The organism is Lysinibacillus sp. EB106-09-02-XG168 (genome assembly GCF_058791475.1).
The window spans coordinates 3,186,557-3,212,655 of the sequence record NZ_JBYTDN010000003.1 but is presented as its reverse complement, the minus strand read 5'-3'; the positions used below and the strand labels follow the sequence as shown (position 1 = coordinate 3,212,655).

Below are 26,099 nucleotides of genomic sequence, written 5' to 3'. Positions count from 1 at the left end.
TAAGAAAATAAGGACAAGGAAGAAACGCTAACTTTTCATTTTCCACATTTATTTTCAATTTCAAATGATAGCGGAAGCTTAATTTTTTCACCCGGAACAGGAGCCTGTAATTGTAAGTGTGGATTCAATTCATAAAAAAGCTGTAAACGTTCAGGAAAGGTCATGGGTACTTTTGCAGGATGAAGTGCAAATAAACTGTGAATGCTATCGCCTTGAATAGTCTGTACAGTGATATAATTTGGGTCTCGCTCCTTCTCACACAGGGCGTTTTCTGTTTTTTTCTGAGAAAAGGCAGCAAGTTGTAATGATCCCTCTGTTAAATCTACTTTAATAACAAAAGCAAAAATAATAATGATAGCGGTTAACACTAAAGCACGCAAAAAATCCCCTCCTTTTCTACACTATATTTAGAAGAGAGGGGAATCATGCATATTATTTTGTAATTGGTTGTTTTGGATATTTTGTGATGGCTACGATAAGTAGAGTTACTGTTAAAAGTACAGAAAAAGCAGAGATAATCGTACTGTTGATCGGTAGATAATCTGATAGCATACTTAGTAGAGTTGCCCAAGTCATGGCAAATGTTGTAGTACGCCAAATGTGACGGTATTCTCCGCGACGCTTCATGACGTTCAAAATCAGCAGACCCGCAAAGGCATAGAGAGCAATTTGTGCAAAAATAAGCATCGTTGTAAAAACAAAAAGCATGATGAATGTCACGGGATATAAAACCCATTTAACATCTTCTATGTATTCAGTTATTCCATTTAAACTATTCATATCAAATGTATCAACAGACATACCAGCCGTAAAACGGCCAAAAGAGTAAACTGTAACAACAGTAATTAGCAGAAAAGTATATTGAATGACTTTCCCAATAGGTAATAATCGATAGGCAGCAAGTTTTTTGGGATGAATTAAGCTATCGATAAATAGTTGTGAGTGTTTCATAAGCATATCTCCTCCAATCGCTATTTTATCATGTTCAACTTTGACAAGATATGAAAATAGAAATAATAACTGAGAGTACGATATTGAAATGGTTCATCACCAAAAGTTGTGGATGACTCTTGTTAAAACATATACTATGTAAATAAGTTGATCTTCGTTCTGACTGGGCGACTCCAGGAAGCTTTGCTCTGTGCGAAAGCGAAGCGGCAGCAACAAATGTTTTAACTGTGCGAAAGCGAAGCGACAGCAACAAAGCGCCCAGTCGGAACGGAAATCAACCACACGTTTTGGTGATGATTTATTGAAATGTTAATATTGTGTAAAGAAGTTAAAGGTTATCTTTACTTTTTCTTTATTATCATTTAAAGATTAGAAATAGAGTAGTAGAGATGTAGGAATTGGAGCGAATACAATTGACAATAGATTGGCAAAGTATACTATTTCAATTTTTAGGCGGTTTAGGAGTCTTTTTATTTTCCATTAAATTTATGGGGGAGGGGCTCCAAAAATCGGCAGATGATCGACTGCGTGAATGGTTGAATCGATTTACAACAAATCCTCTAATGGGTGTGTTAGTGGGTATAGTTGTAACGATTTGCATCCAGTCGAGCTCTGCAACGACGGTTATTACGGTTGGGCTAGTGAGTGCAGGGTTTTTAACATTACGACAAGCAATCGGCGTCATTATGGGAGCCAATATTGGCACGACAATTACCGCATTTATTATTGGTATAAATATCGGTATTTATTTTTATCCGTTATTAGCGATTGGTGCAGGGTTGTTATTTTTCTTTAAGAAAGCTACCTATCAGCATATCGGACAAATATTATTTGGCTTCGGGGGATTATTTTTAGGATTAGAGTTAATGAGTGCAAGCATGCAGTCACTTCATCAATTAGCTGATTTTAAATCATTAACGCTTCAGCTAAGCAATCTGCCCGTTGTAGGAATTTTTCTAGGGGCAATTTTTACATTGCTTGTTCAAAGCTCAACAGCGACTGTTGGTGTGCTACAAGGCTTATACGCTGAGCATTTAATTGGCTTAGAGAGTGCTCTACCTATTTTATTTGGTGAAAATATAGGCACGACTATTACAGCAGTATTAGCTTCACTAGGTGCTTCTATATATGCTAAACGTGCGGCAGCGGCACATGTGTTATTTAATATTATAGGTACAATCATTTTCATGATGTTCTTTACACCTTTTACGCAGTACGTTCTATGGATTAGTGGGCTATTCCATTTAGAGCCGAAAATGCAAATAGCGATAGCGCATGGCTCATTCAACATTATTAATATGATGATCCAGCTGCCATTTATCGGAGGATTGGCTGCGCTTGTCACGAAGATAGTACCTGGGCGTGATGGCAATATTGATGTTACAACGAAACATTTAGATCCGTCTTTCATCGATTCCTCTCCAGCGATTGCACTTGGGCAAGCAAAGGAGGAAGTACTGCGAATGGGGGAGCACGCGCTTCGTGGTTTAGAAGAAACATTTTTATATATGAAAACAGGTGAGGCTACTTATATTCCTACAGTTTTACAACTAGAAGTAGCGCTCAATCATTTAGACATGGAAATTACAAATTATTTAGTAATGGTGTCTAAGCAACCACTTTCTCGTGCAGACTCAGTAAGACACCATACACTTCTAACAAATGTACGGGACATTGAGCGTATTGGCGATCATTTTGAAAATATTTTAGAGCTTTTACAATATAAAGATCATCATGAGGTAACCTTAAGTAAGTCAGCACGACAAGATTTAATAGGGATGTTTAGCTTAGCAATTGAAGCTGTACGAAAGAGTATTGCGGCACTGGATACAGCTAGTTTGAGCTTGGCGCAGGAAGTAACTGAGCTCGAAAGTTTGATAGATGATATGGAAGATAAGCTTAGACAAAAGCATATTGCACGCTTAAATACAAATGAGTGTAATGGGGCTGCGGGAATCGTCTATACGGATATCGTTAGCAATCTAGAGCGTATAGGAGATCATGCTGTAAATATAGCTGACTCTATTTTAGGAATTAGAAATTAAGGAAATGAAACCTTCAGCTTTGTAAATCCGTATGAAAGGAACAGCGCGATCAGGCGGGGTAAATAGAAATATTGAGGATTTATTTGTTTGGAATGAGCTATCTATGCCTTGAATAGTTACGAGGAAATAGCTCTACTCTCGCACATAGAGGAAATCAGGACTTCTAATTATCTAACTTGATGCACGACAAAAGGGGAGGTTTTTTATGGAAGTTGTAGGCTGGATATTAGTGATTGCCTGCTTTATCATTTCATTTGTTGGATTGGTATACCCAATCATTCCAGGGGTGCTTTTTTTACTTGGTGGTTTTTTAGTATATGGATTATTTTTTTCATTTGCAGAGTTAAGCTGGTTGTTCTGGGCGAGTGAAATTATTTTTGTTGTCATATTATTTGTTGCTGATTCTGTAGCAAATGCTTTTGGTATTAAGAAATTCGGTGGCTCCACTGCAGGTATGTGGGGCAGTACTATTGGTTTATTAATCGGCCCGTTCGTCATTCCGGTTCTGGGAATAATAGTAGGTCCATTTTTAGGAGCGGTAATTGCAGAGTTAATGATAGAGCGTCGTACATTTGGAGAGGCTGTAAAAAGCGGTGTTGGCTCTCTCATTGGCTTCTTAACATCGACACTTGCAAAAGCTGTGATTCAAATCGTCATGATTGTTGTGTTCTTTATAGCGATATGATTTTCTTCCCTAAGACGTTTAACAATTAATGAAACAGGTTAGGATAGTAATCGTATTGGCTTTTCAGTCAAAAGGCTGAAATCTTTAATTTGAAGTATTTTTCGTTGAATGGTTTGACCAATTTTGATAATCTAAGAATGTATTAATTATTTCTTTACTTTAGGAGGAACTTAACAATGGCTTATGTATTACCACAATTAACTTACGCTTATGACGCATTAGAACCACATATCGATGCAAAAACAATGGAAATTCACCATTCAAAACACCACAATACTTATGTAACAAACTTAAACGCAGCAGTAGAAGGCACTGAATTTGCTGAAAAAGACATTAACGAACTTATCGCAAACATGGATGCTCTTCCAGCTGACAAACAAACTGCTGTTCGTAACAATGGTGGAGGACATGCTAACCATACATTATTCTGGGAAGTAATCGCTCCAGGCGGTTCAAACACTCCAGTTGGCGAAGTAGCAAAAGCAATCGATGCTAAATTCGGTTCTTTCGATGCATTCAAAGAAGAATTTGCAAAAGCTGCTACAACTCGCTTCGGTTCAGGTTGGGCTTGGTTAATCGTTGATGGTGACTCAGTTGCTGTTACATCTACTCCAAACCAAGACTCTCCAGTTATGGAAGGTAAAAAGCCAGTCCTAGGTTTAGACGTTTGGGAGCATGCTTACTACTTAAACTACCAAAACCGTCGTCCAGATTACATCGGCGCATTCTGGAACGTAGTAAACTGGGATGTAGTAGAAGCTAAATTCCAAGCTGCAAAATAATCTCTATATTAGATAGAAGGCTATGCCTCGGTGATGTATCACGGAGACATAGTCTTTTTTGCTGTCTTTTTAGGTTCTATACTTTTCTAGGTATCCTATAAATGGTTGGGGATGTTCCAATACGCCCGCTAAAAAATTGGCAGTCAGTCGGTTAATTGAAAGAGGCTTTCGCCGGACTGTTTGAAGAGGTTTTATATTGTGTCTCCCCCTTCCAATAATTTATGTAAAAACATTTTTCAAGTAATCAATAAAAAACAGAAACTTTTCATCTTAAAATGCCGTCAAAATAAATGATGTTTTCAAACATAAATTCACAAGTACATGCTTTCCTGACGTACCTTCGAATGGTATACTAGGTATCGTGTATTTGAATTGTAACTAGATGAGGAGGGGAATACATATGCGCAAAGTACCGGGAAAAAACCGCGCGACGAATGTTAAAGCAAAACATCACTCTAATTTAACATTTCGTATGAATGTCCTTTTCTTTGCTATATTTATCGTATTTTCGTTGCTAATTTTTAGGCTTGGCTATATGCAGATTGTAAAAGGGGAAGATTATGTACGCGAATTAGAGCGTAAAGAAGAAGTACCTGTTAATACAAGTGTGCCAAGGGGACGTATGTATGATCGATACGGACGTATTTTAGTGGATAACCAACCAGAAAATGCTATTACGTATACGAAAATGCCGACGACAAAAACTGATGAAATGCTGGAAATAGCGGAAAAGCTGGCACAATTGATTGAGCAGCCTATAAACCGTGTCACTTTACGTGATAAGCAGGATTTTTGGATTATTAAAAATCATGACGCTGCCTATGAAAAAGTAACAGAGGCAGAAAAAAAGAAAATTGGAAACCAAGAAAATGTGACGACAAGTCAAATCAATGGACAGATAGATAAACTTGTTCGTGAACGAATTACAAACGAAGAATTATTACAACTGACAGACAAGGATATGGAAGTATTAGCAATTTTCCGAGAGATGGTATCAGGCTACAATTTATCACCGCAAATTATTAAGAGTGAAAATGTATCAGATAGTGAATTTGCACTTGTCTCTGAGCGATTAACTGAACTACCAGGCGTTAATACAACAACGGACTGGAAGCGTTTGAAATTATCATCACTCGCTATTTTAGGACGCACAACCGTGCCAGCAAAAGGGATTCCGAAAGAAAAGCTAAATTATTATTTAGCCCGAGATTATTCACGAAATGACCGTGTTGGTGAAAGTTATATTGAAGCGCAATATGAAGAATTATTGCAAGGACAAAAAACTGTTGTTAAAAATATTACGAATAAAAAAGGTCAAGTAGTCGATACCGTTACGACTTTTGAGGGTAAACCTGGTAATGATTTAGTCTTAACACTGGATAGCGAGTTAACAGCTGAAACTGAAAAAATTGTCGAGGAAGCATTGCTTCAAGCAAAATCACAAGGGGCTTCAGCTTTACTTGACCGTGCATTTTTAGTCATGATGGACCCAAATACAGGTGATGTTCTATCAATGGTTGGTAAAAAAATCGAAAAAAATCCTGAAACAGGAAAGAATGAAGTCGTTGATTACTCGTATGGAACCTTTACAACAGCTTATGAGGCTGGTTCTGCAGTTAAGGCAGCAACATTGCTAACTGGATATAAATTAGGAGCCATTACGCCAAGTACTGTATTAGGGGATGAACCAATCACGTTAGCGGGTACTAAAGCAAAAAAATCAGTTTTTAATCAGTCTGGCTATATTTCAATGGATGGTTTAAGGGCTCTAGAGCAATCTTCAAACGTTTATATGTTTAAAACTGCTTTACTTATTAACGGAACACCATATAGCTATAAGATGCCACTTCGTTTAAATGACGATACATTCCCAAAAATGCGTAATTCTTATGCACAATTCGGGTTAGGTGTAAATACAGGGATTGATTTACCAAATGAAGTTAGCGGCGTGCAAGGTCCTTCTGGTCCAACCTATGGGGGTAAAGCACTCGACTTAGCGATTGGACAGTATGATACGTATACACCGTTACAATTGGCACAGTATATCTCGACAATTGCAAATGGTGGCTATCGCATTCAGCCACATGTTGTGAAGGAGGTACGTGAACCATCAAGTGATGGGCAATCGCTAGGCCAATTAGTAACAGAAATAGGACCAACAATTTTAAATCAGATTAGTAATTCACCAGATGAAATTAACTATGTAAAACAAGGGTTACGTCGTGTTTATACTGGCGCAAATGGTACAGCAAAAAGACATTTTGCAAATGCACCTTATACGGCCGCAGGAAAAACAGGAACAGCTGAAGTAATGTATTACGGGGATTTACGACAGTATTGGGGTCAGTATTCACTTACTTATACACATGTAGGCTATGCCCCTTCTGAAAATCCTGAAATTGCCTATGCCGTAGTTATTCCTTGGGCATCAACAAACCCTAGACAACCTTTTTCGGCTAATAGTGAGATTGCAAGAAAAGCTGTAGATAAATATTTTGAGTTAAAAGCAAAATATAACACTGAAAAAGTGACAGATAGTAATGTAAAACAACCGATTTTACCAGCTACTACACAAGACAAAATTGGTGAAAATGAGCAAAAATAAGAAAAACCGCTAGTGCATTTCAATGCCTAGCGGTTTTTTTACAGTTTCAGAGTATTATTGAATACCTACGAAAAAACCACGGTATGAAAAAATCATAATTTTCATACCGTGGTTTATTTATTCTCCAATAGAAGACCTATTGTACAGATAATTGTTGAATAGCTATTTCAAATTGTTGTTTCGGTTTTATCCCGTAAAGCTCTATATTATTACAAAAATAAGACTCTACCATAAAATCAACGGCTTCCTGTAGAGTATATTCTCGATGATCCATAATAAGTGTTAAATATGTTTTAAAGTAATTGGCATTTTGTACTTTTGCATGTTTAATCACAAAGTCAAACTCCTCTTAGATTATTTCCTGACACAATTGCTTATTATAGCATCTTTCCATTAGGAAGCAAGTTTATCTTCACTTTGAAGAATGCTCCTACCTATGAAGGTAGTGAGAACCATGCAGCTGTGGTCCATTTCAGAGGGGGAGGCACCTAAGTAAATAGAGTCTAAGTAAGTCCCACCCCGTGGCGATTTATTTATAGCGACAGCAACAAAATGTTTTTCTGTGCGACAGCAGCAAATAAGTCAATTGTAAATCCATCTTTACAATCATTTACAAAGCATTACATTCCTTTACATCTCTTTTACGAACTGTTTATACGACTTCAACATTTAGTCATTATAGTAAAGATTGTAAGACAAACAACTATAAAAATGTTAGTGACGGAGGCAAATGAGATGAAAAAGTGGAAGTACTTAACGATGACAGCGGTAATGGGTTCAGCATTAATGCTTGGTGCATGTGGTAGCGACTCTGCACAAAAAGGTAACAATACAGAAACAAACGCACCGGCGAGTTCAGGGCAAGATGCTGCTGACAAAAAACTTCAAGGAGCTGTTTCTGGAGATGGTTCATCAACAGTCGCACCTATTATTGAAGCAGTTGTTGAAGAATATGCAGGGACTCAACCAAATGTCAAAGTATCGGTAGGTGTTTCGGGTACTGGTGGTGGCTTTGAAAAATTCATCGCAGGTGAGACAGACTTTTCAAATGCATCTCGTCCAGTAAAAGATGAAGAGAAAGCAAAACTAGAGAAAGCAGGAATTGCTTTTACAGAGCTTCCTGTAGCATATGATGGTTTATCAGTAGTCGTGAATCCTGAAAATGATTGGGCAAAGGATTTAACAGTAGAACAATTAAAGAAAATTTGGGTTGAGGATGGTAAAGAGAAAAAATGGTCTGATATCGATCCATCGTGGCCAAATGAAAAAATCGTCTACTACTCACCTGGTACTGACTCAGGGACGTACGATTATTTTGATGAAGTCATTTTAGATGGCGCTGATCTAGCAAAATCAGCAACATTATCAGAGGATGATAACATGCTAGTTCAAGGTGTAGCGGGTGACAAAAACGCAATCGGCTTCTTTGGATACGCTTATTACCTAGAAAATAAAGATAAATTAGGCATTGTAAATATAAATGGTGTTGAGCCAACAAATGAAACAATTGAATCTGGTGAATACGAACCGCTTTCACGACCATTATTTGTATATGTGAAAAATAGCGCGATGAAAGATAACGAAGCAGCATACGATTTCGTCAAATTTACACTTGAAAACGCAGGAGATATGGCAGAAGCAGTAGGTTATGTCAGTCTACCAGAAGATAAATATAGTGAAGCTTTAAAAACATTAGAAAGCTTAAAATAAGTAGACATGCAGAGAGGGAAAGAGATGTATGCTCTTTCCCTCTCTTATTTGAAAGGAGCACCCAATGGTTTCTCAAAAAGAAAACAAGACATCATCTGTGCAGCAATTAATTGCAAATTCGCGCAATCAAAAAACGAAGAAAATAGTGGAAAAAGCAATGCCGGCACTATTATTTTCTGCAGCTCTTATCTCAATATTGACGACATTTGGCATTGTTTTCACCCTTATTTTTGAAACGTTTGAATTCTTTAAACGTGTTTCGATTACGGATTTCCTATTTGGTACACAGTGGCTACCGTTTTCAGGAAAAGAACCGTTATTTGGGATTTTACCTTTAATAGCTGGAACATTGAAAGTTACGATAATTGCAGTTGTCGTAGCAGTTCCGTTTGGCATAGCTTCAGCCATTTATTTAAGTGAATATGCAAGTGAAAAAGTAAGACGTACAGTTAAGCCTATTTTAGAAGTGTTAGCGGGTGTACCAACAATCGTTTATGGCTTCTTTGCATTAACATTTGTCACGCCGATGTTACAACAAATTATTCCAGGATTAAAACTTTTTAATGCACTTAGTCCAGGGATTGTTGTTGGGATTATGATTTTGCCAATGATTACGTCACTTTCTGAGGATGCGATGTCATCGGTCCCAAAAAGTATGCGTGAAGGTGCTTTAGCTCTTGGAGCAACAAAGTTTGAAGTAGCTATAAAAGTAGTATTACCTGCAGCATTATCAGGCATTGTAGCTTCAGTTGTTCTCGCCATTTCCCGGGCAATTGGAGAAACTATGATTGTGTCGCTAGCGGGTGGATCAACGCCTAAATTCGATTTAAATGTGACAGACTCGATTCAAACGATGACTGCGTATATTGTACAAGTTGCAACGGGAGACGCTGGTTATGGTACGACAATTTATTATTCTATTTATTCAGTCGGATTCACATTATTTATTTTTACTTTAGTGATGAATTTACTAGCCCACTATATTTCGAAACGCTTCAGGGAGGTTTACTAGCATGCGCTATATGGATGACACGGCCGTCATGAAACGAATGACAAAGCGTATTACATTCAATAAAGTTTGGAAGTCATTTTTTTTCTTAGCAACAACCTTTGCTTTAGTGACACTTGTTATTTTGCTTTACCGTATAGTTACACAAGGTGTCGACTATTTATCCATTGATTTTTTAGCAAATTTTGCTTCACGTTTTGCAGATAAAGCGGGTATTAAGGCAGCTTTAATAGGATCACTTTGGCTGATGGCAGTCGTTGCTCCAGTATCGATACTATTAGGTGTAGGGACTGCGATTTATTTAGAGGAGTATGCAAAGAAAAATAGACTAAATGATTTTATTCGTATGAATATCTCGAACTTAGCGGGTGTTCCTTCTATTGTTTTTGGTTTACTTGGGTTAACAATTTTTGTTCGAATGCTGGGACTAGGAAAAAGTGTTTTAGCAGCCGGCTTAACAATGAGTTTATTAATTTTACCAGTGATCATAGTTGCCGCGCAGGAGGCAATTCGTGCAGTACCGAATGAACAACGAGAAGCTTCTTATGGTATGGGTGCGACAAAGTGGCAAACGATATTGCATGTTGTGCTACCAGCAGCTATCCCTGGGATTTTAACGGGAAGTATATTAGCGATGTCTCGTGCGATTGGTGAAACAGCACCACTAGTAGTTATAGGTATTCCAGTTATTTTACAATTTTTACCTAATGGCTTATTGAGCCAATTCACAGCTTTGCCAATGCAAATATATGATTGGGCAAAACGTCCGCAAGAGGCATTTCAATATGTAGCGGCAGCAGGTATTTTAGTACTTATGACAGTGCTTTTACTGATGAACTCTATAGCCATCTTTATTCGAAATAAATTCCAAAAACGTTATTAATGAGGTGACCTTATGGTACTGGATATTAAAGAGGAAAAAACAATTGTTAAATCCATTCATACGGCTACAAAGCCATCTGCTGATGTTGCCAAAAAAATAGTATATGATACACGTAATTTGAATTTGTGGTATGGTGATCATCATGGTTTAAAAGACATTAACTTAAGCATCTATGAAAATGAAGTAACAGCTATAATTGGGCCTTCTGGCTGTGGGAAATCTACTTATTTAAAAACTTTAAATCGAATGGTAGAGCTTGTACCGAGTGTTCGAACATCAGGAGAAATAGTCTATCGTGAGCGCAATATTTTAGACAAAAGCTATACGGTCGAGGAATTACGTACCCGAGTAGGTATGGTATTCCAGAAGCCAAATCCATTCCCAAAGTCTATCTACGATAATATTGCATATGGTCCACGTATTCATGGTATTAAAAATAAGAAGATTCTTGATGAGATTGTCGAAAAGTCTTTACGAGGTGCGGCAATTTGGGATGAAGTAAAGGATCGTTTAAATCAAAATGCATATGGTCTATCAGGTGGTCAGCAACAACGAATCTGTATTGCACGCTGTTTAGCGATTGAACCAGATGTTATTTTAATGGATGAGCCAACATCCGCACTTGATCCGATTTCTACATTAAAAGTCGAGGAGCTTGTACAAGAACTGAAAAAAGATTATTCAATTATTATTGTGACACATAATATGCAACAAGCAGCGCGTATTTCCGATCGTACAGCATTTTTCCTAAGTGGAGAGGTTGTTGAATACGATAAAACAGACGTTATCTTCCAAACACCAGCAGATCAACGTACTGAAGATTATATTTCAGGTCGATTCGGCTAAGGAGGAGCAGTAAATGGTAGTACGTGAACGTTTTGAACAGGAATTAAAAGAAGTCCAAGAACAATTTATTGAGATTGCTAATAGTAGTGTCAATGCTCTTAAATTAGCATTTGAAGCATTATTAAATCAGGATTTAGAGGCATCTTTAAAAATTCTTGAGGATGACTTAATCATCAATCGTCTTGAAGAAGACATCAATGATCATGTTATTTTAATGATTGCGAAGCAGCAGCCTGTAGCTACTGATTTACGTCGTCTCATGGTGCTTGTCAAAGCGGCATCTGATATGGAAAGAGTAGGGGACTATGCAGTTAATATTGCAAAAGAAACGATTCGTATAGGAAAAGAGCCCCTAGTCTTTCCAACAACAAATTTGCAAACGATGTGTAATAAGACTGTAGAAATGCTAGAAAATATTATTAAAGCTTTTACAGAGGAAGATACTTCTCATGCCAAGGAAATTGCTGAGCTAGATGATTACGTAGATGATTTATATGGAGCGACAGTAACGCTATTGCTACGTGCCGGAGCTGAAAATCCAGCACATATTTCTCAAATCACTCACTTAACATTTGTTTGCCGATATTTAGAGCGCTCAGCTGACCATGCAACAAATATTGCTGAACATTTATTTTACTTAGTCAAAGGTAAACATTATGAATTAAATAATTAGTAACCGGAGAGCCAATTATAGGCTCTTTTTTTCATGTTGTTGGAATACAAATGTTGAGGGAATTTTTGTAAATGTGGTTGCCGAAATAAATAAGGGTGATTCCATGCTTCTAACTTTCCTGTGGGCAAGTGTCGAGCCGCTTTGATAATACTCCGCTTTTGCACAAGTAACCAATGCTTTTGACGCTTCATTTTCACACATAAAAATATCTTGTTGCTGACACTCCGCTTTCGCAGATAAAAAACATTGCTGGAGTTTTGTTTTATCACTATAAATTAGTGTCATGCTAGAAGATACATACTAAGTGAATTAGTTGATTGGAGTGGAAGCTGGGCGACTCCTTCGGGGATCAGCGATATAGAGGAACGAAGGCTAAAAGCATCACGTCCTGTGATAAGGCCTTCGTGACCAACATCGTGTTGGCCCGAGACCTGCAGCGAAGCGGATGTTTTCTGTGCGAAAGCATAGCGACAGCAACAACGAAGCGGCTCATCAGACTCTACCAGGAAAGCGCCCAGCCGGAATGGAAATCAACCACAAGTTCTGCCAAAGAGCCATATTTTATTAATACAAAATAACAGCAACATTTTATTAAAAATAGCGTCAAAATACTACAAGCGTTATTGTATTGTCAAAAAATTATTTTGGTTATACTATAGACATTATCCGAAAAAATGTGCTGAGGTGGTGCTGTTTCGTGAAAGACGCTGTAGAATCACTCATAGAGAAATTTGATCTGGAATTCACACCAGAACAACGAGACTTTTTACGTTTTCTATATGAAAACTTACATCTTGAGGAATTAAGTGACAAAGAACAAAGTTTTTTTATTGACTATTTTTACAAGAGTGAAACATTACGAAATATGGCGGTATTTGCACTTGAATTGGCAGATATCATGCGTGAAATTTGCGAACTTATACCAGCTATTGAGAAAGCCGAACGATTGAACAATGGAAAAGAGCAACGTTTGTATAATGAGCGAAAGTGGCAGATAGCTAGGCGTCAAAAGCTAAGTCGCCAAACAATAAAAAAAGGAAATATTCTATATGTTCCTTTTGATGAATACAAAGAAGAAACAGGTCCGATTATTATCTGTCTTGAACAAACAACAGGTATGGCTGCATATTCTGAGCTTTGTAAAAGCATAATTTTACCGTTATTTATGAATGCGCACCGTGAACGTCGCGATTTATATATCGTTCCATATGACTGTCAAATTCATGTGCATTATCGATTCGAAAACGGTCATTTAAATTTATCCGATTTTAAGGATTTTATTGAATATAAGGCAAAGGGAGAAGCTGCAATTTTGCCAGTACTTCATTTTGTAAAAGGCTTGCTTCAAGAAAATCAGCATAGTACAGAAGCGGATATAATCATTTTTACAGAAGGTACACCAATCGATGGAAAGCATCTCGTTGGAAAACAAGCGAAAGCTTTACTTGAGGAAATGAAGCGTAAGTACCACGCTGAATTTTCGGTTATCGCTATGCATGAACATAAATTTAACGAGCAGCAATTTTGGTTCGCCAACAAGGCTTTTTTTGCGGATGACGCTATTCAATAAAAAGGAGCTGATCGTAGTGTTGATTGGCCTTTTTTTTGTGGTAAAGGAAACTAGAGATTTTTTATCTTGGATAACCTAAGCATAGTCGGCGTCTAGGCTAAAGTGCTACATCTTCGAGGTCGCTCCGATCCCTCGGGCAAAAGTGATGGAGCGTTTCCTTTTGCTTCGGGCTCTCCAGCGCTTGTCGGATGTAAACGAGCGCTTTAGCGCATTTGTTTTGAATATACATAGTAGTTAGAGGAGAATGATATGGATTCATTGAAGTGGTTATTACCTGAGATTACAGCACCAACATGGATGGACGTTATTATGGCCATCGCTCTTTGTGTCGTTGGTTGGCTTTTTCAGCATTTTGTTATAAAGAAAATGATTAATCGCACTGTTACATTTTTGGAAAATCGTCAGCGTAACTTTCAGGCAACAGTGCTCGCGCAATTTAATAAAGCGATTCGCTATGCTTTCATGTTTGCAGTGATTGTACTCAGCTTAACGATATTATTAAAAGAAAATTTATTTACAAATGCAGTCACAAAGAATTTTGTTTTGTCCATAATTGTTTTTTTCCCCTTTAAAGGCGTATATGATGTATTACATTTTTATACAAAGCAGCCATTAACATTGCATAATGATGAAGAACCGAATGTCCTTTTACCGTTTTTTCTTCGTATAGGAAAAGTACTTATCATGATATTGGCAATGTTTACGATTGCTTCATTTTGGCATTTTAACTTGAATGGTTTTTTTACGGGGATTGGTTTAACGGGTGTGGCGATTGCCTTTGGTATTCGAGATACACTAGCCCATGTTTTTGGTGGGATGTCAGTCGCATTAGATAACCCGTTTCAAATTGGTGATTGGGTAGCAACAGAGGACCAAAAAATTGAAGGAACAATTGAGGATATTAATCTTCGAAGTACATTAATTCAAACGGGTGATAAAGGGCTTGTTTATGTACCTAACTCTTATTTGGTAAATCGACCAATCTATAATTTATCAAAAAGGGAAAAACGAAAATGTGAGCAATTTTTATTTGTAGCTGCGGAAAATGAAGAAGAAACATTACGCAGTGCTTTAAGCGCCATTCAAAAGGAAATTTATTTGCATGCTCAAACAGAAAAAGATATGATTCATGTATTTATCGATGAGTTTTATCCAACTTCCTATCGAGTCCTTGTACGTTTCTTTGTGGCAACAAATGATACGGCAGTAATGTTAAATGTGCGACAGGATATTTTGTTTGTTATTCGTCAAATCTTTCAAGAACTAAATATTATAGTAGCTAATCCGGCTGAAGATGAATGGGTTAGCAATAAAAAATAATTTGAATTGTTAGTTTTCTTGTTTTACAATGAATATATGTAATCAGCTTTGATGAAGAGTAGTAGCCATTATTATTTGTTATAGAGAGCTAGTGGTCGGTGGAAACTAGTACAAAAACTTGGCGAATGGACTTCGGAGCTCTAATCCTGAATAAAGTATGGATTAGCGTCTGCCTACGTTATAGGGCATAGAGAGGGTCTTTAAATCTTTCAGCGGCTACCAAAGCATCAGCTGAATGTAATTATGTCGAGGCATAATTGATTAAGACCAATGAAGGTGGCACCACGGCTTTTCCGTCCTTTGTGATGGAAAGGCCTTTTTATATGTTTTGGTGGAACTGAACAGTGTTATACAGTTCAAATTCCTGACACAATGTTTAGTTAAACGAAAGCGAAACGCTAACGAAAGACAGTGTCAAAATGCCAGTGCATAATTGATAGATTTTGGTGTAGAAGAGCAGAGCATAGAGAAGGAGAGAAAGAGTATGACAGTTGAGCTTAGAAAGTTTGCCATGAAGGCATTGCAGGGTGATATGATGACGCCAATTTCCGTTTATCAATCACTTGAAGGGAAGCATAAAATGCTTTTCGAATCGTCTGCCAAGCATGAAGAAAGCGGGCGTTACTCGTTTATCGCCGTCAACCCAATTGCAGAACTGATTGGAGATAGGGATGGTTATTCTTTTACAAAAGAAGGAGAAACAGAAAAATCGAATGATAATGTATTGCTAAAATTACAGCAAGTTATGCCATTTCATAAGACAAAATATCCTTTCGCCTTTTTTGGAGGAGCAATCGGGTTCTTTGGTTATGAAACAGCATTTTATACAGAAAAAATAGGTGAATACTTGCAGGATGATCTAGAAATGCCCGATGTTCATGTCTTTTTTTATGATACATTTATTGTTTTGGATCATTTAAAGCAAGAGGTTACATTAGCAGCAATTGATTTATTTAATGAAGGGCGTTCTCTTGAATCGATGGAATTGGCTATTTCTACAATGCAGAAGCAGCTTCATGCTGGAACAACATTTGACGCCACGACGTTAGGAGAGCTAAATTTCAGACCAATGATTGCCAAAGAAAATTTTGTAGCAATGGTTGATCGCGCTAAGCAGCATATTCGTAAGGGTGATATTTTCCAAATGGTCTTATCACAACGCTTCACTTCACCATATACAGGGAATCCTTTTGCTTTATATCGTCAGTTACGTACTTCTAACCCGTCACCATATATGTTCTATATGGATTTTGGTAAGTATACGATTTTAGGAACATCTCCTGAAAGTCTCGTTAAGGTGAAGGATCGAAAGGTCACGACAAATCCAATAGCAGGAACGAAGCCTAGAGGTAAAACCGTGGAGCAGGATAACGCCATTGCGGAAGTGTTATTAAATGATGAAAAAGAAATTGCTGAACATCGTATGCTCGTAGATTTAGGTCGTAATGATCTTGGGCGTATTGCTAAAGTCGGTTCAGTGAAGCTTATAAAATATATGAATATTGAGCGTTATAAACATGTTATGCATATTGTATCGGAGGTTATCGGTGAATTACGTGAGGATGTACATGTTTTGGATGTTCTTAGAGCTTGCCTTCCTGCTGGTACAGTTTCAGGTGCGCCGAAAATTCGCGCTTTGCAGCTAATCAATGAGCTAGAGCCTGTGAAGCGTGGTGTCTACGCTGGCGCAGTAGGTTATATTTCCACTACAGGTGATATGGATTTAGCTCTAGCCATTCGGACAATGATCATCAAGGATTGTCGTGCGCATGTTCAGGCAGGGGCCGGTATTGTGTATGATTCAGTGCCTTTGTCAGAATACGAAGAAACACTAAATAAAGCTCGCGCACTCTTGGAGGTAAAACAATGATTTTACTAATCGATAATTATGATTCATTCACATATAATTTATTTCAGCAAATAAGTATGCTTGGGAAAGATGTTAAAGTAGTACGAAATGATGAAGTGACAATCGAAGAAATTAAGAAAATGCAACCAGAAGCTATTATTTTATCGCCTGGACCGGGTGAGCCAATAGATGCGGGAATAACAGTGGATGTTGTCAGCGAGCTTTATACGAAATTTCCAATTTTGGGTATTTGCCTTGGACATCAATCGATAGGGCAGGCTTTTGGGGGGAGCATCGTTCAAGCTAAAAATATAATGCATGGAAAATTATCGGCGATTCAATACGAAAAAACAGGCTTATTTTCTCAGTTAGACGGTAAAATAGAAGTAATGCGCTATCATTCCCTCGTTATTGAGCCAAGTACGTTACATGATGATTTTAATATTTTAGCAAAGTCCAGTGTTGATGGGGAAATAATGGCGATTCAACATAAGGAGTACCCACTTTATGGGCTACAATTTCACCCAGAATCCATTGGAACACAAGAGGGTAGCATAATGATGCAAACCTTTATAGAACATATTTCTTAAACGAAATAAAACAGGCTGCCATCAAAAATCAGAAGTTGTGATTTTTGGTGACAGCCATTTTTGTTATATTATTGCTTTTTCCCTGTAATCAATTTCGCAATTTCCTCTAATGACATTGAAGAATTGACATCGTAGGCACCAATTTGTAAGCTTCGGGCGTATTTAGGATTAGCAAGTAAAAGTTCCATTTCAACACTATTTTCGATGACGCCACCATCTTCAAGCTTTTGCGCTACAGTATATGGTTCCATACCGCTATAGATTTGAAGTGTCATAGTGGTAACGTTTCCTTGAGACGCCGATTCATGTTTATCTTTAGCCGTTGTTTTAGGTGCATCTGTTTTCTGTGTGTTTTCCTTCGGTGCTTGTTTAACTTGTTCCTTTAACAATGCAATTTCTTTATTTGCGTGATCGAGCTTTTTTTGCAGCTGCTCTACATTTTCTGTGTTGCTGGAAGCTTTCGTCGGAAGACCGATATTGAGATCAAAACGAACTGCTAAAGCTAGCAATGCTCCGACAAGAAAAAGTGCAATGCCAAATGCGCGGATAGCGGAATTATTCATAGATTACCGACCTCCGTTTGCAATCACTTGGCGGACTTGCTCTTCAGATAAATTGGAACGAATACTTATATCAGCTACAGAAAGACCCTGCTTATTAAGTTCAAGTACTTGACTTATAATAATTTGATGGATAGGTTTCGTTTTAGAAGCAGCTTGTCCTGTTTTCGTTGTCTGAGCAGCCTGTTGAACAGTTTGTATGACCTGTTGGATGTTCGGATTTGGTACCATGTTATTTTGCGCAGATGATGATTTAACTTGAAACTCTGGCTCTAATAACAGCTCCTCCTCAACAATTTTCAGACGACGTTTTAAATTATTTGTTTCTTGAAAAATAGAGATGGATAGCTCCTCTACATCTTGTTCGACCTTTTTCGAGTTATTTTTGAAAAAGAACGACACGATAATTAGGAGAATTCCCACAATCATAAGTATGATGGATAAATCCACTAGTTTCACCTCATTAAGTATGTAATTATAAGGTATTTTACCATATGCAAACTTAATATGAAATGAAGGTAGATTTTTTTTCAGTTTATGTTATAATAGGTTAGTCGTATAAATCATGCTCAAAATTTAAATTCTTGATATAGAGTGGGAGGGTTAATAATGCGCGTAAACATTACTTTAGCTTGCACAGATTGCGGCGAACGTAACTACATTTCTAAAAAGAACAAGCGTAACAATCCAGAGCGTCTTGAACTTAAAAAATATTGCTCTCGCGAGAAGAAATACACTCTTCACCGTGAAACTAAGTAATCGCTCATTAAGCCAAAACCACACGTGGTTTTGGCTTTCTACATTTTATCTTCATTCAGCAAATGTTTTCTGTAGCGAAAGCAAAGCGTCAGCTACAGCGGACTGCCACCTCTGAAGGTGGAGAGATGATGAGGATAAATTTTCTTTTTAATGGGTATCCAAATCACCAACTGAAATAGAGGAACTCAGTCTAAGAACGCCAGGTCCAGTGGCAACGACTGAGTGACCAACATCGTGTTGGCCTATAGCCTCCGGCGGATGTCACGGATTTTCAAAGGAATGAATTGTGTAAGCACAATTCAAAAGCCGGACGCAATTACACCAAGGCGAAATTGTTTAGGAGGTAGCTTAACATGGATAAAACAACTTTACGGAACGAGGTAAAGGAAGCTCTTGGCGAAATGAGCGAAGTAGCTTACCACGATCAATCATTTGCTGTATTAAAAAAAGTGTTACAGGAACCATATATAATAGAAGCAACTACAATCGGTATTACTATTTCCACTAAGCCAGAAATCGACACAATTCAATTAATAGAAGAACTGTGGCAACTTGGTAAAAAAGTGGCAGTACCTAAATGTAATCCAAAGACAAGGGAAATGTCATTTTATGCCATTGAATCATTTGACCAACTTGAAACTGTTTATATGCATTTGCGTGAGCCAATTCCAGAAAAGTGTGAGTTTGTTGACGCAAATGAAATGGATGTCATCCTTGTTCCAGGAGTTGTTTTTGATCCGTTCGGCTATCGAATCGGCTACGGCGGTGGTTATTATGATCGCTATGTATTAAACTATAAAAAGGGTAAGCTTATGTCTCTCATTTTTAACGAGCAGCTATATGAACATATCCCAAGAGAAGCGCACGACTGCCCAGTAGATATCATTGTGACACCGACAAAACGTCTTGACTGTGTAACACAACGAGGAGCGAACTAAAAATGGACAAAATGTTAGATATTTATGAATTACTAAAAACATATGGCACTTATATTTACACACGAGATCCAATCGGTGATTTGATGTTAATGGAGGATGAAATTCGCGAGTTGTATAAAGCGAATGTACTAGATATTAAAGATTACCAAATGGCATTGTTACTAATTCGACAAGAGACAACAAAACTTCGTATGAAAGAAAATAGCCAGTAAGGTTTTAAAATAAATCATTTGGGGTATTGTAAAAATAATGTAACATGTATGTAATAATCATAAAACAGTGGTTTTCCACTGTTTTTATGATTTGTGAAACTTTTTACAATTAAAAACGTATATATTATTGTCCAGAGCGAACAAGGAGAACAGTTTTCCATAAATATATCTATTGATTATCTGTAAAAAATGGATTAAGATATATTTTGTTTCAGTAACAAATTGTAAAAATTATTATTTTTTTTTGTAAGAAAGTAAGGAGGATGTTAGGAATGAAATCAATTAAGTGGCCTAAACATTCATTTATGATACTAGCAATTGTGGCAACTTGGATAAAAACGGTCATTGTTTATCACACAAGCTTTGAGATGAAAATTGAAAATGCAATGCAACAATTTATTTTGCTTATTAATCCATTGAGCTTCGTGCTATTTGCTTATGGTATTTCGTTATTCTTTAAATCACCGAAAGTTAAAAGTCGTTATATTATTACGATTAGTGTTATTTTATCGATTGTCTTATATGGAAATGTGGCATTCTATCGTTTCTACAACGACTTTATTACACTACCGGTATTATTCCAAACAAGTAACTTTGGCGATCTAGGAACTTCAGTAGCGGCGATTGTCAGCCCTTGGGATTTATTATATTTTATCGACGTGCTGATTTTAATTTTAGCGAACAAATATTTGCCAAAGATGAAGGAAGCAGTAAAAGTCAACGTAGAATTCCGTCGCGCGTACTTCGTATTAGCGATTGCGATGACATTTTTAAACTTAGGATTAGCTGAAACTGAGCGTCCACAATTGTTAACACGTAGTTTTGACCGTGAATTACTTGTGAAAAACATTGGTACGTATAACTACCATTTGTATGATATTTATATTCAATCAAAATCTTCTGCACAACGTGCATTAGCGGATGGCAGTGAATTAGTAGAAGTGAACAACTATATTCGTTCTAACCAAGCTGCAATCAACCCTGAAATGTTTGGTAAATACAAGGGGCGTAATTTGATCCTTGTTTCGATGGAGTCTTTACAAAACTTTGTTATTAATAATCAAATGGATGGTCATGAAATTACACCATTCTTAAACTCTTTAACAAAAGATAAAGATACGTTTTATTTTAGTAACTTCTATCACCAAACTGGATTAGGGAAAACTTCTGACTCAGAGTTTATTACAGAGAACTCATTGTTCGGCTTAGGTCGAGGTGCCGTATTCTTCACGCATGGTGGAAATACGTATAACTCAATGGCTGAGCGCCTTGGAGATAATGGCTACTTTACAAATGTCATGCACCCGAATAATAAATCATTCTGGAATCGTGACATGATGTATCAATCATTACACATTAATAAATTCTATGATATAGATTCATATAAGATTGGCGAAGGAGAAGCAGTTAACTGGGGTATGAAAGATGTTCCATTCCTAGAGCAATCTGCAGCTTTAATGAAAGATATGCAACAGCCATTCTATTCCCGACTAATTACTTTAACGAACCACTATCCTTTCACATTGGACCCAGAAGATGTAATGATTCCTGAATATACGTCAAACTCAGGTACATTAAATCGTTATTTCCAAACAGTTCGTTATATGGATGAAGCTCTTAAAGACTTCTTCCAAAGTTTAAAAGATCAAGGTGTATATGATAACTCTATTATTGTAATGTATGGTGACCATTACGGTATTTCAGAAAACCATAACAAAGCGATGGCTCAATATTTAGGAAAAGAAAGCATTACATCATTTGATAATGCAATGCTACAAGAAGTACCATTATTTATCCATATCCCTAACTCAGGTGATGGTAAAGAAATGACAGAGATTGCAGGACAAATGGATTTACGTCCAACAATTTTACACCTTCTTGGTATTGAAACCTCAAAAGATATGCAACTTGGTGCAGACCTATTCTCACCAGAGCATGAAGATTTCGTTGTTTTCCGTGACGGTCGTTTTGTAACAGATAAATATTTATACGTTGGTGAAGCTTGCTATGACAAAGCAACTGGTGAAGAAATTGATGGTGAGCCATGTGAGCCATACGCTGAACGAGCTACGAAAGAACTAGAAAATTCTGATGCCATCATTAACGGTGATTTACTCCGCTTCTATGATCAAAAGACAGGTAATTTGAAGCAAGGGGCAGTTAAGTAAATAAAGAAAGAGATCTCATGTTTAGTGAGATCTCTTTTTTGTTGTATAGTAAGCGTCCATAAGCGAGTTTATTTCTGTATAGTCTGGAAACTTCATTTAACCCTTAAATGGGAGTGTTTGGAAGGGTTTTTGTAAATCCCATCAACTGAAAATGTAAAACGTTCTGGAAGCCATGTAAGCAGCTTAGAGGAGAGGGGGGCATTATCGTGTTAGAATGGGTGAACAATTAATCGTCACTGCTCAAAAGGTCAAAAAGAACAGCTCAAATAGGAAGTAAATAAAAAAAAGAGCAGCCTCGCTATGGAGACCGCTCTTTTTTTGTCTGAATTTTAGTGTAATGTTGGTGGGTATCCGCTGTGAATTACAGTCATAATTACGAACCAACCGAATACTACTGCACTTAATAAGTTGAAAACAACGCTTAAAAGGTTCTTTTCTTTAAGTGCTTGGAATGTACCAACTACAGCTAAAATTGAAACTAGACCAAAAATAACCATTAATAAGTTCATTAAAAATTGACACTCCTTTCGACATCAGAAAATGAATGTCGTCAACAATATTCCTCCTTAATTGTAAACGTTCTACCTGTTTTTGTCGAGAACTAAAATAGCTTAAACTATGAACATTTATCGTCAAATTGTGGTAAAGGCTGTATAATTGATATTGAGGTGATAGTAATGATGAACGTACGAAGTTATTCTCTTGGACCTGTCCAAACGAATTGTTATATCGTATCGAATAAAATTAAAGAATGCATAATTTTTGATCCAGGTGAAGAAGCGGATCGAATTATCAAGGTAATACGTAGTAACGGCTTAAAACCATTAGCCATTTTTTTAACACATGCACATTTCGATCATATCGGTGCCGTAAACGCTGTCCGCGAAGCTTTTAATGTGCCATTATGGATTCATGAAAAAGAAGTAAGCTGGTTAGGAGATCCAACAAAAAATGGCTCTAGTAAATACGCAGCATTACCAGATTATATTGTCGATGCCCCAGCTGAAGAAAATATAATTAAAAAGGAACAGCTATTTAAATTAAGCGATTTTGGTTTTAAAGCAGTTTTTACGCCAGGACACTCACCAGGTAGTATTTCATATATATTTGAAAAGGATGGCTTCGCTATTGTTGGAGATACACTCTTTGAACAAGGTGTCGGTCGTACGGACTTACTAGGCGGATCATCAAAAATATTACTTGCATCTATTCATGATAAGCTGTTGACATTACCTGAAGATACTATTATCTACCCTGGCCATGGTAATTATACAACAGTCGGTGCAGAAATGGAGTCAAATCCTTTCTTGAATGGTTTTTAATAAATGACATCCTAAAATTTTTGGCGATGAACTTGGAGAATGTATCCTATAAAAATTCCCCTGGCATTTTCGTAATGCGAAGGGGGATTTTACTATGCTTTGATTATATTTTATGATTCTAATGAATAAATTTACATAAAAAAAGCATGTCTCATATTGGATGAGACACGCGTTTTTCTTTGTATTAATGACCGCCACCAGGTACGTGAATGAATGTTGTATAGTACGTGAAGCCAGCAAAGAATACAGTTAAATATGCTCCGAAAATGTACATGTACATACGTTCTGAAAGGTTTAAGAAGCCTAATAATAAGAATAAACCTGTATTACCTACGAATAATAGCGATACTTCGTTCATACCACCAAGGTAGAACATGACTGCAAAAATACCTGTCCAGAATGCCATAACTTTATACATATTATCCATGAAGATTTCCCCTCCTTTTGCCCACGACACAATAATCTCTTACTCATTATAAATGATATGAAAGGTATCTGTAAACTGGAACTTCTTCTTCTTTGTGACAAACCATTGGATTTTAAAAGTTAGTTATCAATTTCTGTCACGTTTATTTCATATTTACATAAATCGCAATTATGTACCATGCTATCAATTTGTATAAAATCATTGCTCGAAAATAGTGCGTCAACCTGTCCTTTTAAATACGATTCATGTAAAGAACAAACAAGTTCTGAATGAGTAGTAAGCTGTCCTTGGAATGGACAATTAAAAATGGAGAACGTCACTTTTTTACCGTTTTCTGTTTGTTGAACTTGCGGAATATAGCCAATTAAAGCTGCATTATCAGTTAATAGCTGAAGCTTCTGTTCGAAGGGAAGGTTATTATTTAATTGTAATTCAGCATTTACATAATTCTTCATTTGCTGATAACCATCTTGGTAGCTTATATCTTGGCATCTTTCTAGTGCAGATGGTCCGAATTCTTGAATTAATTGGATTGTCCACTTCAATAGTCGCTCCTCATCACGTCTCGGGAACGTTAGTGATACACCTTTATCCGAAGCTTTATAAACTCGACCAGGTCTGCCGCCTTTCCCAGTTTTAGCAAAATCAGCTGTGATGATATTGATTTCTGATAGCTTTGTTAGGTGTAAACGTGCAACGTTTGGATGTATGCCGAACTTATCAGCGATGTTTTGGACCGTTACAGTTTTCTTCTCTTGCAGGATGTACTCATAAATAGAGTATCTAGTCTCATCGGCTAATGTACTAGTAATTTTTAATGGATGGATCATTTACTTCACCTCTATGTATTTTTGAATGTTATTTAGTTTTACCAAGTGTTAGAAAAAAACCATGTTAATTCTATTATATTGTATTATTTAAAAAGATACAGTTCCTTTAGGCATAAATATTAACTTTTTCATAAGATACAGTTCATTTTTAGTGAAAATTTGCATGTTATTCGCATTTTTATAGCAAAAAACATGTTTGATAGGAAATTTTATAGCAAATTTTTATTTTACGAAATGGGCTTTTTTCGTAATTGGTTATTATCTATACTAGGAAATAACGAATAGAACGGATATTTTCGAATGAACTAGAAGAGGGAAAATAATTTACGGAATTTTTAAATAAATAAGTGTTCCAAGTCTTTCGAGGGATATAGGAATATATTTGAATTATGGGGGATGGGGTTAGTTATGAATCAAAAAGATGAGAATAATGATTATATTCTAGAAGCTTCATAATGTACGCTCGCTTTTGTACTCGCAACTTTATTAATTTGGGGATTCTTTGATGTTTTCAATGCGCAAAATACTGGGTTTGGTTTTCGGTGGTGGTTAATAATTCAAATAGTTTTTGTTTATACTGTCTCAAAATACTACTTTATATTCAAAAACAAAAAAATACTAAAGCTAAAGATGCTATAACCCATATCAGGCTTGAATCTGCAGTAGCGCTATTACAATGTTAGGTTCTACACATATGATTTAAATCAATATAAAATTCTGGTATCAAGATACGTCAGTCAAGGCTACGCAAATCTATGAACATAAATTAAGCGTATTAATTATGAAACGTAGCGAGCGGCAAGCTGATTTTACATGTTTGGTCGATTGATATAATGAACAAATTGTACTACCACTTTACTCCTTTATTTTAAAAATAGTTGCAATGTATATTGCAATGTGTAAAATGTGTATAAAGTGTATATATATTGTGTTATATTGAGGGTTTTACTAGTATGTTCTCAATCAACAAATGAAGAAGAGGGATTAGCATGCAAATCATCATTTCAAATAGTTCAAAGGAACCGATTTATGAACAAATTACAAATCAAATTAAGTCATTGATTTTAACAGGTGACCTCTTGGAAGGGACAGCATTACCCTCTATGCGTCAATTAGCAAAGGATCTACAGATTAGTGTAATCACAACCAAGCGTGCTTATGAAGAATTAGAGAAAGCGGGCTTTATTTATTCCATTGTAGGTAAGGGCTCTTTTATTGCGGAGCAAAATTTAGAGGTAATCAAAGAGAAAAAACTAAAAGTCATTGAAGAGCAGTTGAGTGCAGTCATTAAAAATAGTAGAGAAATAGGAATGTCACTTAATGAATTGCAAGAACTATTGAGTATTTTGAATGAGGAGTGAAGCA

The 26,099-nt window shown here is 36.7% G+C and carries 28 protein-coding genes and 1 other annotated feature; of the genes, 19 read left to right on the top strand and 9 right to left on the bottom strand.

The window, feature by feature from the left end; genetic code table 11:
- Nucleotides 1-35: 35 nt before the first annotated feature.
- Together AC3WSO_RS16535 and AC3WSO_RS16530 are read right to left on the bottom strand one after the other, a co-directional pair.
- Complete coding sequence (locus AC3WSO_RS16535; RefSeq protein WP_492532334.1) at nt 36-380, bottom strand: hypothetical protein; 345 nt, start codon at nt 378-380, stop codon at nt 36-38.
- A 52-nt stretch (nt 381-432) separates the two neighbouring features.
- The gene (locus AC3WSO_RS16530) at nt 433-951 is read right to left on the bottom strand and encodes a DUF1189 family protein (protein WP_492532332.1); all 519 of its coding nucleotides are present in this window, start codon (nt 949-951) and stop codon (nt 433-435) included.
- A 413-nt stretch (nt 952-1,364) separates the two neighbouring features.
- On the opposite strand from AC3WSO_RS16530, the gene AC3WSO_RS16525 reads away from it, so the two are divergent.
- The 4 genes from AC3WSO_RS16525 (at nt 1,365) to AC3WSO_RS16510 (ending at nt 7,068) form a co-directional block, all read left to right on the top strand.
- A complete protein-coding gene (locus AC3WSO_RS16525; RefSeq protein ID WP_492532330.1) occupies nt 1,365-2,996 on the top strand; it encodes a Na/Pi cotransporter family protein in 1,632 nt (543 codons plus the stop codon).
- A gap of 205 nt (nt 2,997-3,201) precedes the next feature.
- Nucleotides 3,202-3,681 carry a DUF456 domain-containing protein gene (locus AC3WSO_RS16520; protein ID WP_492532328.1) on the top strand — a complete coding sequence of 160 codons (480 nt, stop codon included), beginning with the start codon at nt 3,202-3,204 and terminating at the stop codon, nt 3,679-3,681.
- 176 nt (nt 3,682-3,857) lie between these two features.
- Entirely contained in the window at nt 3,858-4,463 is a 606-nt protein-coding gene (locus tag AC3WSO_RS16515; protein WP_349660335.1) for a superoxide dismutase, read from the top strand.
- Between the two features lie 400 nt (nt 4,464-4,863).
- Nucleotides 4,864-7,068: a peptidoglycan D,D-transpeptidase FtsI family protein gene (locus AC3WSO_RS16510; protein WP_492532326.1), complete on the top strand. Its 2,205-nt coding sequence runs from the start codon at nt 4,864-4,866 to the stop codon at nt 7,066-7,068.
- A 136-nt stretch (nt 7,069-7,204) separates the two neighbouring features.
- On the opposite strand, the gene AC3WSO_RS16505 is transcribed toward AC3WSO_RS16510, so the two are convergent.
- The gene (locus AC3WSO_RS16505; protein WP_349660333.1) at nt 7,205-7,402 is read right to left on the bottom strand and encodes a hypothetical protein; all 198 of its coding nucleotides are present in this window, start codon (nt 7,400-7,402) and stop codon (nt 7,205-7,207) included.
- A gap of 401 nt (nt 7,403-7,803) precedes the next feature.
- Between AC3WSO_RS16505 and AC3WSO_RS16500 the strand changes: the two genes are divergently transcribed.
- From AC3WSO_RS16500 to phoU, 5 genes are all read left to right on the top strand, one after another.
- Nucleotides 7,804-8,778, top strand: a complete 975-nt coding sequence (locus AC3WSO_RS16500; protein WP_492532324.1) for a PstS family phosphate ABC transporter substrate-binding protein — start codon at nt 7,804-7,806, stop codon at nt 8,776-8,778.
- A gap of 64 nt (nt 8,779-8,842) precedes the next feature.
- Nucleotides 8,843-9,790, top strand: coding sequence for a phosphate ABC transporter permease subunit PstC (gene pstC, locus AC3WSO_RS16495; protein ID WP_492532323.1), 948 nt, complete (start codon nt 8,843-8,845; stop codon nt 9,788-9,790).
- Between the two features lies 1 nt (nt 9,791).
- Entirely contained in the window at nt 9,792-10,670 is an 879-nt protein-coding gene (gene pstA / locus AC3WSO_RS16490; protein WP_492532321.1) for a phosphate ABC transporter permease PstA, read from the top strand.
- A 12-nt stretch (nt 10,671-10,682) separates the two neighbouring features.
- Entirely contained in the window at nt 10,683-11,516 is an 834-nt protein-coding gene (gene pstB, locus AC3WSO_RS16485) for a phosphate ABC transporter ATP-binding protein PstB (RefSeq protein ID WP_492532319.1), read from the top strand.
- Nucleotides 11,517-11,529: 13 nt separating this feature from the next.
- Complete coding sequence (gene phoU, locus AC3WSO_RS16480) at nt 11,530-12,189, top strand: phosphate signaling complex protein PhoU (RefSeq protein WP_492532317.1); 660 nt, start codon at nt 11,530-11,532, stop codon at nt 12,187-12,189.
- A 15-nt stretch (nt 12,190-12,204) separates the two neighbouring features.
- Here phoU and AC3WSO_RS16475 read toward each other — a convergent pair whose 3' ends face one another.
- Nucleotides 12,205-12,474 (bottom strand): hypothetical protein, encoded by a 270-nt coding sequence (locus tag AC3WSO_RS16475; RefSeq protein ID WP_492532316.1) that lies wholly within the window; start codon nt 12,472-12,474, stop codon nt 12,205-12,207.
- 412 nt (nt 12,475-12,886) lie between these two features.
- Here AC3WSO_RS16475 and AC3WSO_RS16470 point away from each other — a divergent pair, with 412 nt between their 5' ends.
- The 4 genes from AC3WSO_RS16470 (at nt 12,887) to AC3WSO_RS16455 (ending at nt 17,518) form a co-directional block, all read left to right on the top strand.
- Nucleotides 12,887-13,759 carry a vWA domain-containing protein gene (locus AC3WSO_RS16470; RefSeq protein WP_492532314.1) on the top strand — a complete coding sequence of 291 codons (873 nt, stop codon included), beginning with the start codon at nt 12,887-12,889 and terminating at the stop codon, nt 13,757-13,759.
- A 249-nt stretch (nt 13,760-14,008) separates the two neighbouring features.
- On the top strand, nt 14,009-15,079 hold the full coding sequence (locus AC3WSO_RS16465) for a mechanosensitive ion channel family protein (RefSeq protein ID WP_492532313.1): 1,071 nt from the start codon (nt 14,009-14,011) through the stop codon (nt 15,077-15,079).
- Between the two features lie 39 nt (nt 15,080-15,118).
- Nucleotides 15,119-15,383 (top strand) — a binding site (T-box leader).
- A 180-nt stretch (nt 15,384-15,563) separates the two neighbouring features.
- Nucleotides 15,564-16,949 (top strand): anthranilate synthase component I, encoded by a 1,386-nt coding sequence (trpE, locus tag AC3WSO_RS16460; protein WP_492532311.1) that lies wholly within the window; start codon nt 15,564-15,566, stop codon nt 16,947-16,949.
- Complete coding sequence (locus AC3WSO_RS16455) at nt 16,946-17,518, top strand: anthranilate synthase component II (RefSeq protein ID WP_492532310.1); 573 nt, start codon at nt 16,946-16,948, stop codon at nt 17,516-17,518. The genes trpE and AC3WSO_RS16455 overlap by 4 nt, the downstream gene beginning before the upstream one ends.
- A 68-nt stretch (nt 17,519-17,586) precedes the next feature.
- On the opposite strand, the gene AC3WSO_RS16450 is transcribed toward AC3WSO_RS16455, so the two are convergent.
- Nucleotides 17,587-18,081: a hypothetical protein gene (locus AC3WSO_RS16450; RefSeq protein WP_492532308.1), complete on the bottom strand. Its 495-nt coding sequence runs from the start codon at nt 18,079-18,081 to the stop codon at nt 17,587-17,589.
- 3 nt (nt 18,082-18,084) lie between these two features.
- A complete protein-coding gene (locus AC3WSO_RS16445) occupies nt 18,085-18,528 on the bottom strand; it encodes a hypothetical protein (RefSeq protein WP_492532306.1) in 444 nt (147 codons plus the stop codon).
- Between the two features lie 159 nt (nt 18,529-18,687).
- Between AC3WSO_RS16445 and rpmG the strand changes: the two genes are divergently transcribed.
- The 4 genes from rpmG to AC3WSO_RS16425 all read left to right on the top strand — a co-directional run bounded on the left by rpmG (nt 18,688) and on the right by AC3WSO_RS16425 (nt 22,155).
- Nucleotides 18,688-18,837: a 50S ribosomal protein L33 gene (gene rpmG, locus AC3WSO_RS16440; protein ID WP_008408521.1), complete on the top strand. Its 150-nt coding sequence runs from the start codon at nt 18,688-18,690 to the stop codon at nt 18,835-18,837.
- 353 nt (nt 18,838-19,190) lie between these two features.
- Nucleotides 19,191-19,775 carry a 5-formyltetrahydrofolate cyclo-ligase gene (locus tag AC3WSO_RS16435; protein ID WP_492532305.1) on the top strand — a complete coding sequence of 195 codons (585 nt, stop codon included), beginning with the start codon at nt 19,191-19,193 and terminating at the stop codon, nt 19,773-19,775.
- A 2-nt stretch (nt 19,776-19,777) separates the two neighbouring features.
- Nucleotides 19,778-19,987, top strand: a complete 210-nt coding sequence (locus tag AC3WSO_RS16430) for a YqgQ family protein (RefSeq protein WP_079563422.1) — start codon at nt 19,778-19,780, stop codon at nt 19,985-19,987.
- A 272-nt stretch (nt 19,988-20,259) separates the two neighbouring features.
- A complete protein-coding gene (locus AC3WSO_RS16425; protein WP_492532304.1) occupies nt 20,260-22,155 on the top strand; it encodes an LTA synthase family protein in 1,896 nt (631 codons plus the stop codon).
- Nucleotides 22,156-22,484: 329 nt separating this feature from the next.
- Here the strand turns inward: AC3WSO_RS16425 and AC3WSO_RS16420 are convergent, their stop codons facing one another.
- Nucleotides 22,485-22,664: a DUF2759 domain-containing protein gene (locus tag AC3WSO_RS16420; protein WP_079563420.1), complete on the bottom strand. Its 180-nt coding sequence runs from the start codon at nt 22,662-22,664 to the stop codon at nt 22,485-22,487.
- Between the two features lie 168 nt (nt 22,665-22,832).
- On the opposite strand from AC3WSO_RS16420, the gene AC3WSO_RS16415 reads away from it, so the two are divergent.
- Complete coding sequence (locus AC3WSO_RS16415) at nt 22,833-23,477, top strand: MBL fold metallo-hydrolase (protein WP_492532302.1); 645 nt, start codon at nt 22,833-22,835, stop codon at nt 23,475-23,477.
- A gap of 184 nt (nt 23,478-23,661) precedes the next feature.
- On the opposite strand, the gene AC3WSO_RS16410 is transcribed toward AC3WSO_RS16415, so the two are convergent.
- Nucleotides 23,662-23,904 (bottom strand): DUF2626 family protein, encoded by a 243-nt coding sequence (locus tag AC3WSO_RS16410; protein WP_024361272.1) that lies wholly within the window; start codon nt 23,902-23,904, stop codon nt 23,662-23,664.
- 119 nt (nt 23,905-24,023) lie between these two features.
- Nucleotides 24,024-24,734, bottom strand: coding sequence for a helix-turn-helix transcriptional regulator (locus tag AC3WSO_RS16405; protein WP_492532301.1), 711 nt, complete (start codon nt 24,732-24,734; stop codon nt 24,024-24,026).
- Between the two features lie 989 nt (nt 24,735-25,723).
- Between AC3WSO_RS16405 and AC3WSO_RS16400 the strand changes: the two genes are divergently transcribed.
- Nucleotides 25,724-26,095: a GntR family transcriptional regulator gene (locus AC3WSO_RS16400; protein ID WP_349660316.1), complete on the top strand. Its 372-nt coding sequence runs from the start codon at nt 25,724-25,726 to the stop codon at nt 26,093-26,095.
- The last annotated feature ends 4 nt before the right edge of the window (nt 26,096-26,099 follow it).

Bases quoted from the DNA above. Each gene is read 5' to 3' on its own strand.
- pstA (WP_492532321.1), top strand. From the start codon at position 9,792: ATGCGCTATATGGATGACACGGCCGTCATGAAACGAATGACAAAGCGT.
- AC3WSO_RS16405 (WP_492532301.1), bottom strand. From the start codon at position 24,734: ATGATCCATCCATTAAAAATTACTAGTACATTAGCCGATGAGACTAGA.
- AC3WSO_RS16530 (WP_492532332.1), bottom strand. From the start codon at position 951: ATGAAACACTCACAACTATTTATCGATAGCTTAATTCATCCCAAAAAA.
- AC3WSO_RS16425 (WP_492532304.1), top strand. From the start codon at position 20,260: ATGAAATCAATTAAGTGGCCTAAACATTCATTTATGATACTAGCAATT.
- AC3WSO_RS16420 (WP_079563420.1), bottom strand. From the start codon at position 22,664: ATGAACTTATTAATGGTTATTTTTGGTCTAGTTTCAATTTTAGCTGTA.
- AC3WSO_RS16510 (WP_492532326.1), top strand. From the start codon at position 4,864: ATGCGCAAAGTACCGGGAAAAAACCGCGCGACGAATGTTAAAGCAAAA.
- phoU (WP_492532317.1), top strand. From the start codon at position 11,530: ATGGTAGTACGTGAACGTTTTGAACAGGAATTAAAAGAAGTCCAAGAA.
- pstC (WP_492532323.1), top strand. From the start codon at position 8,843: ATGGTTTCTCAAAAAGAAAACAAGACATCATCTGTGCAGCAATTAATT.
- AC3WSO_RS16450 (WP_492532308.1), bottom strand. From the start codon at position 18,081: ATGAATAATTCCGCTATCCGCGCATTTGGCATTGCACTTTTTCTTGTC.
- AC3WSO_RS16400 (WP_349660316.1), top strand. From the start codon at position 25,724: ATGCAAATCATCATTTCAAATAGTTCAAAGGAACCGATTTATGAACAA.
- AC3WSO_RS16515 (WP_349660335.1), top strand. From the start codon at position 3,858: ATGGCTTATGTATTACCACAATTAACTTACGCTTATGACGCATTAGAA.
- AC3WSO_RS16500 (WP_492532324.1), top strand. From the start codon at position 7,804: ATGAAAAAGTGGAAGTACTTAACGATGACAGCGGTAATGGGTTCAGCA.
- AC3WSO_RS16410 (WP_024361272.1), bottom strand. From the start codon at position 23,904: ATGGATAATATGTATAAAGTTATGGCATTCTGGACAGGTATTTTTGCA.
- AC3WSO_RS16435 (WP_492532305.1), top strand. From the start codon at position 19,191: ATGGATAAAACAACTTTACGGAACGAGGTAAAGGAAGCTCTTGGCGAA.
- AC3WSO_RS16475 (WP_492532316.1), bottom strand. From the start codon at position 12,474: ATGACACTAATTTATAGTGATAAAACAAAACTCCAGCAATGTTTTTTA.
- AC3WSO_RS16455 (WP_492532310.1), top strand. From the start codon at position 16,946: ATGATTTTACTAATCGATAATTATGATTCATTCACATATAATTTATTT.
- AC3WSO_RS16415 (WP_492532302.1), top strand. From the start codon at position 22,833: ATGATGAACGTACGAAGTTATTCTCTTGGACCTGTCCAAACGAATTGT.
- AC3WSO_RS16430 (WP_079563422.1), top strand. From the start codon at position 19,778: ATGGACAAAATGTTAGATATTTATGAATTACTAAAAACATATGGCACT.
- rpmG (WP_008408521.1), top strand. From the start codon at position 18,688: ATGCGCGTAAACATTACTTTAGCTTGCACAGATTGCGGCGAACGTAAC.
- AC3WSO_RS16465 (WP_492532313.1), top strand. From the start codon at position 14,009: ATGGATTCATTGAAGTGGTTATTACCTGAGATTACAGCACCAACATGG.
- pstB (WP_492532319.1), top strand. From the start codon at position 10,683: ATGGTACTGGATATTAAAGAGGAAAAAACAATTGTTAAATCCATTCAT.
- AC3WSO_RS16520 (WP_492532328.1), top strand. From the start codon at position 3,202: ATGGAAGTTGTAGGCTGGATATTAGTGATTGCCTGCTTTATCATTTCA.
- trpE (WP_492532311.1), top strand. From the start codon at position 15,564: ATGACAGTTGAGCTTAGAAAGTTTGCCATGAAGGCATTGCAGGGTGAT.